The sequence below is a fragment of the Mycobacterium sp. E1214 genome (assembly GCF_001666755.1).
Lineage (GTDB): Bacteria > Actinomycetota > Actinomycetes > Mycobacteriales > Mycobacteriaceae > Mycobacterium.
In genome coordinates this window covers 1-11,645 of the sequence record NZ_LZJC01000101.1, presented here as the reverse complement: position 1 = coordinate 11,645, position 11,645 = coordinate 1, and the positions used below count along the sequence as shown (strand labels likewise).

Below are 11,645 nucleotides of genomic sequence, written 5' to 3'. Positions count from 1 at the left end.
GCAGGCGGCGCTGGCCGTCCTGTTGAGCAAGCTGTGCGCGACCGCCGATGTGGCCGTGGGCTTCCCGGTCGCCGGCCGCCCCGACCCCGCGCTGGACGACCTGGTCGGTTTCTTCGTCAACAGGTTGGTGCTGCGGGTGCAGCTGGCCGGCGACCGGGAAGCCCACGGCCACATCGGCGGTCGCGCACAGCTTGCTCAACAGGACGGCCAGCGCCGCCTGCAGCACCATGAAGCTCGTCGCGTCGTGGTCGCGGGCCAGCGCGCGGACGCGGCGCTGCACCTCGGCGGACCACTGCACTGGCGCGGTGGCGCCGCGGTAGTCGGCGACGGGCGGGTACGGCCGGTCGGTCGGGAGGTGCAGCCGCTCGGGCATTTCGGCGAGCGCCTGCCGCCAGTACGCCACTTGCGCGGCGAGGGGGCCGTCGTCGGCGTCACCGAACCGGTCCCGCTCCCACAGCGCGTAATCGGCGTACTGCACCGCCAGGGGCGCCCAGTCGGGGGCGCGGCCATCGCAGCGGCTGGCGTAGGCCACGCCCAGGTCCCGCACCAGCGGGGTGACCGACCAGCCGTCGGCGGCGATGTGGTGCACCGTCGCCACCAGCACGTGCTCGTCGTCGGCAACGCGGAAAAGCCCTGCGCGCAATGGCGTTTCGGTGGTCAGGTCGAACGCGTGGCGCGCCACGGCGTCGACGGCGTCGGCCAGCCGAGCCGTCGACCACCCGGCGGCATCGACGGCGGCCCAGCCGAGCTCGGCACGTTCGGCCGGCAGCACCTGTTGGTAGGGCACCCCGTCGATGTGGGGGAACACCGTGCGCAGCGATTCGTGGCGGCCCACCACGTCCGTCAGCGCGGCGCCCAGCGCCTCGGGGTTCAAGCGACCACGCAGCCGCAGGCCCACCGTCATGTTGTACACCGGTGACGGCCCGTACAGCTGGCCGAGGAACCACAGGCGATTCTGGGCGTACGACAACGGGATTCGCTCGGGCCGTGCGCCGACGACCAGCGGCCGGGCGGCGCCCGCGCCGTCGTGCAGCCGCGGTGCGAGCTGGGCGACGGTGGGCGCGGCGAACAAGGTGCGCACCGTCAGGTCGGTGCGCAGGGCTTTGTTGACGGTGGCGGCGAGGCGCATCGCCGACAGGGAGTCCCCGCCGAGGTCGAAGAACGAGTCGTCGACGCCGACGCGGTCCAGGCCGAGGACCTGAGCGTAGACACCGCACAGCACGTCCTCGATGGCGTTCGACGGGGCGCGGTAGACGGCGTCGCGGTACTGCGGCTGCGGCAGCGCGCGGGTGTCCAGTTTGCCGTTGACCGTCAGGGGCAGGGCCGGCACGCCCACGACCGCGGCCGGCACCATGTAGGCGGGCAGCCGTTCACCCAGCCGGGTGCGCGCTGCGACGAGATCCACTGCGCCAGGTGCGGATTCGGTGACGTAACCGACCAGGCGCTTGTCGCCGGGCCGGTCCTCGCGGACGATCACCACCGCCTGCTCGACGTGCAAGGTGTCGGCCAGCGCCGCCTGAATCTCGCCGAGCTCGATGCGATAACCGCGGATCTTGACCTGCTCGTCCGCGCGGCCCAGGTATCGCAGCTGCCCGTCTGCGCCCCAGGAGACCAGATCCCCGGTGCGGTACATGCGCTGCCCCGGCGCGAACGGGCAGGCCACGAAGCGCGACGCCGTCAGCCCGGCGCGGCGGACGTAGCCGACGCCGACACCGCGGCCCGCCACGTACAACTCGCCGACCACGCCCGGCGGCACCGGGCGCAGCCACCCGTCGAGGACGAACAGCGCCGCACCGGGAATCGGCACGCCGATGGGCACCAGCTCAGCGCCGGCCGCCAGCGGCACGCTGACGGTCACGCACAGCGTGGTCTCGGTCGGGCCGTAGGCGTTGGTCATGACACGGCCGGGCGCCCACCTGTCCACCAGTTCCACCGCGCACGGTTCGGCCGCCACCACCACCGCCGTCGACTCCAGGCCCCGCGGCGAGAGCGCGGCCAGGGCCGACGGCGTCTGGTGCAGCACGGTCACCCCTTCGGCCACGATCAACGCTTGGAAGTCCTCGGGCACCGCGGCCACCGACTCGGGGACCACGACCAGGCGGCTGCCGTGCAGTAACGCCCCCCAGATCTCTTCCACCGAGGCGTCGAACGCATACGAATACCATTGCGTCCATACGTCGTTGGGGCCCGAGGGCAGGCCCGCGTGCAGCGGCTCGAGCAACTGGGTCACGTTGTGGTGGGTGGTCGCCACGCCCTTCGGCACCCCCGTGGTGCCCGACGTGTACACGATGTGCGCGACATCGTCGCCGGCCGGCCAGGGCAGTGGGGCGTCGACGGCGGCTCCGGGGTCGTGCGCGTCGAGCACGGTGAGCCCGCGGCCGGCGAACCGCGGGGCCAGCTCCGCCGTCGTCACCGCCGCGACCGGCGTCGCGTCGGCGAGGACGAAATCGATCCGCGCGTCCGGCACGGCGGGGTCGATGGGCAGATACGCGGCCCCGGACTTGAGCACCGCCAGGATCGCGACGATCGCCTCCCCGGACCTGCCGAACATCACCGCCACGCACTGCCCGGCGCGCGCGCCGTGCCCGATCAGCCGGTGCGCCAACCGATGTGACGCCAGGTCGAGCTCCCGGTACGTCCAACTGCGGGCACCGCACCGCACCGCCACCGCCTCGGGGGTCCGGCGCGCCTGCGCGGCGAACAGCTGCGGGATGGACGCACCGGCCGCCGCCCGGTCGAGGACCGCGCGGTTGCCGAACCGGTCGAGGCGCGCGCGCTCGTCGGCGGCGAGCACATCGACCGTCGACAACCGCCGCGACGGGTCGGCGGCCATCACCGACAGGATTCGCTCCAGCCGATCCGCCAACCTCGCGACGGTCTCGGCGTCGAACGTGTCGGCGTCGTATTCCAGCGCCAGCGCCAGCGCGGGGCCGGGCGTCGCCTGCAGCGTCAGCGGGTAGTGGGTCGACTCGTGGCTGCTGAAATCGGTGACGGCCAGCTCACCGAGCTGCATCGAGGCCGCCGCGTCCAGCGGGTAGTTCTCGAAGACGAACAAGGTGTCGAACAGTTGATCGTGTCCGGTGACGCGTTGAATCTCGTTGAGCGCCAGGTGTTCATGGTCGATAGTCTGCTGGTAGGCGCGGTGCAGCTGGCCGAGCAGGTCGGCGACCGTGGTCGCGGTGGTCAGCAGCGCCCGCACCGGCACCGTGTTGATCAGTAGGCCCACCATCGACTCGATGCCGACGACGTCGGCCGCGCGGCCGGAGACCGTGGCGCCGAAGATGACGTCGTGCTGCCCGGTCAGCGACACCAGGAGCTGCGCCCAGCCGGCGCGCAGCACCGTGTTCACGGTGGTGCGGTGCGCGCGAGCCAGCTGCTGCAACGCCTGGGTGGCCTGTTCGGAGAGCCTGCGTGACTGCACGCCGTGCCGCCCCCGCGGCTGCCGGTGCGGCGACCCGACCAGGGTCGGAGTGTCGAAGTCCGCCAACGCTTCTCGCCACGCCGCGTGGGCGGCGCCGTGGTCCCGCCCGGCCTGCCAGGCCACGTAGTGGCGATACGGCACGGCCGCGGGGAGGCGCTGCCCGTGGTAGACGGCGAAGATTTCCTGCAGCAGGATCGGCAGCGAGGAGCCGTCGAGCACCACGTGATGGTTGGTCAGCACGAGCCGGTGCCGGTCGGGGGCGGTGCGGATGAGCGCGGCTCGGAACACCGGCGGGCCGGTCAGGTCGCAGACCGCTTCGCGTTCGGTGGCGCACAGCCGCCGGACTTGCTCGTCGAAATCGTTTCTGCCGGAGTCGAATTCGACCTGGCGCCATGGCACGTCGGCCGCGGCGGGGATGACCTGCACGGGCGGGTCGACCTCCGGGCAGAACCGGGCGGCGAGGTTCGGGTGCCGGGCGACGACGGTGCGCAGCGCCGCGCGCAGCCGGTGCGGGTCGAGCGGGCCGGCAATGCCGATGGCGAGCTGGACGGCGTACAGGTCGACGCCCTCGGCGCGCGCGGCCGTGGCGTGATAGAACAGCCCCTGCTGCAGCGGCGTCAACGGCAGCACGTCGGCCACGCGGCCGTGCCGTTCGAGGTCGTCGAGCTGCGGTTGGGTCAGGCGCGCGGGTGCGACGTCCGACGGCGTCAGGCCGCCGCCGCCGGCGCGCACGTGCGCGCAGATGCCCCGCAGGGCCTCGAACCACAACGCGCTCAATCGGTTCAGCCGCTCCGCGTCGAGCGCGGACGCCGCCCACGTCCATTCGGCGTGCAGGCGGGGGCCGTCCTCGGCGTCGAGGACGCCGGCATTGAGGGCGAGGGTGTGGCTCAGCGGCATCGAGACCGCCGTCGCGACGGCGCCGGCCGACACGCTATCGAAGTCCGGCCGCCACAGGTCGTCGGACAACTCGGCGGTTCCGGCCAGGCGGCCCAGGTAGTTGAACGCGACCGTCGGGTCCGAACCATGCTCTGCGGCGCCGGGGTTGAGGTATCGCAGCAGGCCGTAGGTGAGGCCGTCGGGCAGGGCGCGCAGCTGCTCCTTGGCGGCCTTGACCGCCGTGCCGACGGCGGCTCCGCCGTCGAGCACTCCGGCCCAGTCCAGCGGGTCCAGCGTCAGGGCCACCGGATATTTGGCGGTGAACCAGCCGACGGTGCGGGACAGGTCGATCTCGGACGACCAATCTGCTTGCCGGCCATGGCTTTCCACATCGATCGTGACGGTGCGGCGCCCGTTGCCCAACAAACGCGCGACCGCCATCCCGAACGCGATCAACAGGATGTCGTGGGCGCCGGCGTGAAACGCCGCGGCCGCGTCGCCGAGCAGCATGCGGGTGGTGTCGGCGTCCAGCCGCGCCGACATGCGTCCGGCCGTGGCGTAGGTGTCGACGGGGCTGGGCGCCGGCAGGGCGGCCGCGGCGGCCGCGACCCGTTGCCAGGTGTCGGCCTGGGCCAGCACCTCGGGACGGCGCGCGTATTCGTCGAGCAGGAAGCTCCAGCGGGCGAACGAGGTGCCGCCCGGCGGCAGCGCCACGGGTTGACCGAGGCGATGCTGCGCCCAGCCGATATTCAGGTCTTCCAACAGGATTCGCCAGGACATCCCGTCGACGGCGAGGTGGTGCACGACGAGGGCCAGCTGTCGGGTCGGCGGCACCCACAGCGCGCTGAGCACCATCCCGGCGCCCGGGTTGAGCCGCGACCGCGCGCCGGCGAGCGCCCGCTCCGACAGCACCGGCGACACCCGCAGGCAGGCGGCGGCGTCGACCGCCCCGGGCTCCGGCACCGTGAGCGACCACGCCCCGGCGCCGTCGTCATCGACCCGCAGCCGCAGCATGGCGTGCCGGTCGAGCAGGGCCTGCAGCAGCGCCACCACGTCGGCCTCGCCCACGCCGGCGGGGGCCCGCACCACCATGGTCTGGTTGAACTGGTCGACCGGGCCGGCGATGCCGTGCAGCCACCGCATGATCGGGGTGGCGAGCACCTCGCCCACCCCCGCGTCGTCCGGGCGTTCGTCGTCGACGGCGACCTCGGCGATCCGGGCCAGGCGGGCCACGGTCTGCTCAACGAAGATGTCGCGGGGGCGCACGATCACGCCGGCCGCGCGGGCGCGCGACACCACCTGCAACGACATGATGCTGTCGCCGCCGAGGTCGAAGAACGAGTCGTCCACGCCGACCCGGCGCAGGCCCAGGACTTCGGCGTAGATGCCTGCCAGCACCTCTTCGATGGCGCCGGACGGCGCGCGGTAGGCGCCGGCGGTGAACTCCGGCGCGGGCAGCGCCCGCACGTCGAGCTTGCCGTTCGCGGTCAGCGGTAACGCGTCGACGACGACGATCGCCGCCGGCACCAGGGCGGCCGGCAGGCGCTCGGCCAGTAGGGCGCGGACCCGCGCGGGGTCAGCGGTTCCGGTCAGGTACCCCACCAGGCGCCGGTCGTGGGCGCCGTCCGCACGGGCGACCGCCACCGCCTGCCGCACACCGTCGCACGCGGCCAAAGCGGCTTGGACTTCGCCGAGTTCGATGCGGTAGCCGCGGATCTTGACCTGGTCGTCGGCGCGGCCCACGAACCGCAGCTGCCCGTCCGGATCCCAGCACGCGCGGTCGCCGGTGCGGTACATCCGCGTGCCGGGGGCGCCGTAGGGGTTGGCGACGAAGCGTTCCGCGGTCAGGTCGGCACGGTCGACGTATCCGCGGGCCAGCGCGGGGCCGCTGAGGTACACCTCGCCGACCACGCCGACGGGCGCCGGGTTCAACCGGGCGTCGAGCACGAGAGCCCGCACGCCGGCGATGGGCGCACCGATGCGCACCGGCCGCCCCGGCGCGAGCGGCGCGCTGCAGGTGGCCCAGATGGTCGCCTCGGTGGGGCCGTAGGCGTTCACCATTCGGCGGCCCACCGACCAGGCGGCCGTCAGCTCCGCCGGGCAGGACTCCCCCGCGGCGACCAGCGTGCCGAGCCCGTGCAACCGGGCCGGGTCCAGCGAGGACAGCACCGTCGGCGTCAGCACGGCCGCGGTGACCCGCTGGGTCGCCAGCAGCGCGGTCAGCGCGTCACCGGCGTACACGTCGCGCGGCGCGACGACCAGCGCCGCCCCCGAACCCGCCGCCCACAGCATTTCGAAGACCGACGCGTCGAAGATCGGCGAGGCCACCATCAACACCCGGGCGTCCCCGCCCACGCCGAGCGTGGCGCGCTGCGCCGCGGCGACCCCCAACAGGCCGGCGTGCGTGACGGCCACCCCCTTGGGAGTGCCGGTGGACCCGGACGTGAAGATCACGTAGGCGGTGGTGTCGGGCAGCAACGGTGTCAGCCGGTCCGCGTCGGTGAGGGGGTCCGCCGACCACCCGGACAGGTCCACCGTGTCCAGGTCCAGCACCCGGCGGTCCCCGGCCACACCGTCGCCGCCGCAGGTCACGACGCAGACCGCCGCGACCGCGTCGAGCACCGTCGCGACGCGCTCGGCCGGCTGATTCCTGTCCACCGGCACGTACGCCCCGCCGGCCTTGGTCACCGCCCACCACGCCACCACCAACTCCACGCGGCGATCCACCGCCACCGCGACCGCCCGCTCGGGGCCCACCCCGGCGTCGACCAGCAGCCGCGCCAATCGCGTTGAGCGTTGGTCGATTTCGCGGTACGACCACGTCCGGTCGCCGTCGACGACCGCGGTCGCGTCGGGCCGGGCGTGCGCGGCCGCGGTCAACAGCGGCGGCGCCACCCCCACCGGCGCGCTCGCCGCGGCACCCGACCACCGGGTCAGCAGGAGGTCGCGCTCGGCGCGGTCGAGCACCGGCACCCGGCTCAGCGGCAGCGCCGGGTCCGCCGTCAGGATGCGGTCGAACACCGACTCCAGCCGGGCGAGGTGCCGGTCGATCTCGTCGTCGCTGTACCGCTCGGGGTTCCAGGCGAACTGGATCCTGGGCGTGCCCCCGCCCAACGGCGGGTAGATGTTGATGGCGACGTCCTGGATCGGCAGCGTGGTCAACACGGTGCACGTGGGCTGCGAGGGCCCGAAGCGCATGGGCTCGGCGAACCCGAAAACGTTGACGACTTGGCCGAATTCGACGTTGGTGTCGACGGGCGACGCGTCCGCGACCAGCGCCGGCCAACCGCGGAACTGTTGATGGCGCAACGCGCCGATCACGGCGGTGCCGACCCGGTCGGTCAGCGCCGCGACCGTGTCCTCGTCCCCGACGGTGATGACCAGCGGCACCAGATTGGACACCATGCCGGCGGTGTTCTTCAGCGCGGCGGTGGTGCGCGCCGACACCGGCAGCGATAGCGAAACCCGTTGCCGCCCCGTCGTCTTCGCGATGAATGCGGCCATCGCCGCGACGACCCTGGCCACGTCGAACCGGTCCTGGCCCGTCTCGAGCAGCCGATGGGCGCACCGCACCTCGCGGACCCGCGGGTGCCGTGGCGGCACCGGGCGCTGCGTCCCGGCCAGGTCGGTGACCGCCACCGGGTCGCGCAGGACCGTCGCCCAGTACTGCGCGTCGGCGGCGCTGCGCGACGACTGCTGGTAGTTGCGATCCGCGTCGCGCAGGAGCGCGAACGCGGAGAAATCGACCGCACCGGTGTGGGCGTCCGCCCCGGAGTAGACGGCCGCGACGTGCCGGATGATGTTGTGGGCGCCGTAGCCGTCGACGAGCACGTGGTGCGTGCGCAGGTAGAAGTACGCCAGCTCGTCGGCGACTCGCAGCAGCGCGAAGTTGACGAGCCGGTCGGCGAGCAGGTCGAGCGGTCGGCGGTAGTCGTCGTCGATCCAGCGCAGGGCGGCGGCGCGCGGGTCGGCCTCGGCGCGCAGGTCCACGCTGCACAGGGTCGACGGGAACTCGCGGTCCACCACGAAGACCGGTTCGCCGCCGTCCAGGGCCAGCCGCGCGCAGGGCGTGCCGAAGCGCGCGACCGCGGATTCGCACGCGGCCATCAGCTTGTCGGCGTCGACGTCGTGGTCGATCGCGAGGTAGCCGGCGAAGTTGTACGGGACGTCGGGGCGCAGTTGCTGCGCGGCCCAGATCGCGCGCTGGGCCGGGGTCAACGGCCCCAACATGTCCGGCTGCGTGCCGTAATCGAGCATCTGACGACGAACTTTCTCCTCAGGCGAGCGCCGCCGCGCCCGCAATGTTGGCGTGCCTCACGGCAAGGGTTGCGCCGCAACCCCTTTCGAGTGCCTCATCGGCAGGAAAGCCGCGGCGACGCTGGCGGCGACCGCCAGCGCGGTGGCCACGGCGAACACCGCCGTGTAGGCCTGGGTCAGGTGGTGGGCGGCCTTGGTCCGATCCGTCAGCAGCACCGTCATCAGCGCGGCCCCGACCGCACCGCCGAGCTGATTGTTGACGCTGCGCAACGTCGTGCCGCGGGCGATCTGGCGGGGGGCCAACGGTTGGACGCAGGCCGCGGACACCGGTGTGGCGGCGCAGCCCACCCCCATGCCGATGAGCAGGAGGCCGGCGAACAGCGTCGGCGCATACGCTGCGTGGTGGGCGACGCCGAAGGTGAACACCCCCAGCCCCACCGCCATCAGGGGGAAGGCGATCAGCACGATGCCGCCGGGCCCGTCTTTGTCCATCAGTGCGCCGGCGAACGGCGTCGTCACCGCGATGCCGATTCCCATGGCCACCAGGTGGATTCCCGATTGCAGCGGCGTCTGGTGCAGCACCGCCTGGAGGTAGCTGGGCAGCAGCAACAACACCCCGATGTAGGTGACCGCGAAGATCAGCAGCGTCACATTGGCCTGCCTGACCATCCGATTGCCGAGCAGTCGCAGGTCGATCAGCGGGCCGTCGGCCCGGCGCCAGGCGTGCCGGACGAAGGCTGCGATCAGCGCGGCGCCGATGGCCGTGGGCAGCAGCACATGCCGGTCGGCGAGGGTGCCCCGCCCCGGCACCGCCGACAACCCGGCGAGCAGGGCCGCCATGCCCGGCGACAGCAGCAGCATGCCGGTCACGTCGAGCGCCTCCGCCGGCGCGGGCCGGTCCTTCGGGAACATCAACGCGGCGAGCGCGACGGTGCCGAGCCCGATCGGCAGGTTGATCAGAAAGATCCATCGCCAGCCGTAGCTGCCGGTCAACCAGCCACCCAAGATCGGTCCACCGATCGGGCCCAACAGGAAGGGCACCGCGCCCACGGCGACCAGGCGGCCGAGCCGCTTGGGGCCCGACTCGCGGGTCAAGACCACGAAGCTCAGCGGTGTCATGATGCCGCTGCCGCACCCCTGGATCACCCGGAAAGCGATCAGCGACAACATGTTCGGCGCCATGGTGCACAGCAGCGACGCGAGCGTGAAGACCAGGACGCCGCCGACGAAAAGCCGCTTGCTGCCGAATCGGTCCGCCGCCCAGCCGGTGACCGGGACGACGGCGGCGAACGCCAGCATGTAGCCGGCCATGGTCCAGGACACGACGGCCTGGGTGGACCCGAATTCGGCGAGGAAGGTCCGCTGCGCGACGGCGACCGCGGTGCCGTCCAGGTGGCCCATCATGCCGGCCAGGCCGCAGACCGCGCCGATGCACAGCAACCGGGCGTCGATCTGGTCCGGGTAGTCGGGCGGGCCCGGGTCCGGTGGCGCGATGGCCGGTGGCGGGGCCGACGGGGTGGGGGACGCGTGATCCATGGCGTTACCCGGGGCGTCGCTCAGGGCCGGCTGGTCAGGTAGCCGCCGCGCCGGAAGAATTTTTCGCCGTTGCATTCGACGCCGTCCGCGGCGCGGACGCGGGTGATGACCAGGCCGCGGTTACCGCCGCGGTGCGGGTCGGGGCCGCACACCACGACGCCGCCCTCCTCCTGGACGATCACCCGGCCGGCGGTGCCGCCGTAGCCGGCGTCCGAAACGTGCGCCTCGAGGACCTCGATCCGCTCGCCGCGGTAGAACGTGAAGGCCCGCGGGTACGGGTCGGACAGCGCGCGCACGAACCGCGCGAGGTCCTCGGCCGACCAGCCCCAGTCGAGCAGGCTGTCGCGTTCCGAACGCTTGTGGAAGAAGGTCCGTTCGGCCTTGTTCTGGGGCCGCCAGCGCGCGGTGCCCGATGCCAGGGCCGCCAACGCCTCGGTCAGCACGTCGGGGATCAGGTCCATTCCCCGCAACACCAGATCGGTGCCGGTGTCGGTGGGGCCGATCGGCACCGACCGCTGCACCAGGATGTCCCCGGTGTCCAGCCCGTCGTCCATGCGGTGCACCGTCAGCCCGAACTCGGATTCGCCACTGATCAGCGCCCACAGCACCGGGGAGAAGCCGGTGAACCGGGGCAGCAACGAGTCGTGGAAGTTCAGGGTGCCGTGCGGCGGCAGGTTGTAGAGCTCCGCGGGCATCCGGTAATACCAGCTGTTGACCACGATCACGTCGGGTTCGGCGCGCTTGACCAGGTCGATCGTCTGGGCGTCCACCCGCTCGGTGAGGTGCAGCGGGATGCCGTGCTCACGCGCGAGTTCGTCGACCGGGGCTGACCAGATGGCCTTGTACGATTCGTCGCTCGACGGGTGGCTGACCGCGAGGACGACCTGGTGGTCGGTGTCGATCAGCGCCTGCAGCGTTTTATAGCCCCACATCTGGAACCCGAAGAAAACGACGCGCATACGTCAACAACCCCTTTGTTTCATCGACGATCACCGGCCCGTGCCGCGGCCTCAGCAAAGCCCACGCCGCAATGACCTTACGGTAGGCTTACCTAAGTTGCATAATGGGGCGGGCGCCCGCCACGCACCGTCAGGGGTTGATGGTGTTGTCGCCCACCTGCCGGCCCCACACGTACTCGATCGCGTACGGCGAGCCGGTGTCGAGGTGGTTGTACGGGGCGATGCTGTTGCCGGTGTCCATCACCAATTCCGGTGCGGGCCACAGGTCGTGGGTGATCTTCTGCCAGCAGCCCGGCGCGCCGCCCGGCCCGCCGTGGGCGTTCACCCGGGGCAGGTTCTCCGGATACACGTAAGGGTTGGGCGCCCCACCGACGACGCCGGCGATGCCGCCGAAGATGGACGCGATGACGGGCACCGCGGCGACCGGGTTCAGCAGCAGGCCCAGGCCGGAGAGAACCTCGGTGTCCATGTTCAGCGAGTAGCCGTTGAAGCCGCCCTCGGAGTTTCCGGTGAAGGGCACGATGTCGTGGTAGTTGCGCAGGGTGCAGTAGATCGCCGGGCTGTAGGTGTCGAGCAACTGCGCCGAGGGCACCAGA

3 protein-coding genes and 2 pseudogenes are annotated in these 11,645 nt (G+C 72.3%); 1 reads left to right on the top strand and 4 read right to left on the bottom strand.

Annotated features, from left to right (window positions below):
- Positions 1 to 49: 49 nt before the first annotated feature.
- Positions 50 to 100: pseudogene (locus tag A5700_RS27430) on the top strand (hypothetical protein); the annotation flags it as partial.
- Between the two features lie 33 nt (positions 101 to 133).
- On the opposite strand, the pseudogene A5700_RS26130 reads toward A5700_RS27430, so the two are convergent.
- From A5700_RS26130 to A5700_RS14870, 4 genes and pseudogenes are all read right to left on the bottom strand, one after another.
- A pseudogene (locus tag A5700_RS26130) lies at positions 134 to 8,554 on the bottom strand (amino acid adenylation domain-containing protein); the annotation flags it as partial.
- Positions 8,555 to 8,611: 57 nt separating this feature from the next.
- A complete protein-coding gene (locus A5700_RS14880) occupies positions 8,612 to 10,090 on the bottom strand; it encodes a DHA2 family efflux MFS transporter permease subunit (protein WP_082960467.1) in 1,479 nt (492 codons plus the stop codon).
- A gap of 20 nt (positions 10,091 to 10,110) precedes the next feature.
- Positions 10,111 to 11,049 carry a methionyl-tRNA formyltransferase gene (locus tag A5700_RS14875; protein ID WP_068069719.1) on the bottom strand — a complete coding sequence of 313 codons (939 nt, stop codon included), beginning with the start codon at positions 11,047 to 11,049 and terminating at the stop codon, positions 10,111 to 10,113.
- A 130-nt stretch (positions 11,050 to 11,179) separates the two neighbouring features.
- A partial coding sequence (locus tag A5700_RS14870; protein WP_197502819.1) for an MCE family protein occupies positions 11,180 to 11,645 on the bottom strand: 466 nt, incomplete at its 5' end.

Coding starts and splice junctions, on each gene's coding strand:
- A5700_RS14875 (WP_068069719.1), bottom strand. CDS start 11,049: ATGCGCGTCGTTTTCTTCGGGTTCCAGATGTGGGGCTATAAAACGCTG.
- A5700_RS14880 (WP_082960467.1), bottom strand. CDS start 10,090: ATGGATCACGCGTCCCCCACCCCGTCGGCCCCGCCACCGGCCATCGCG.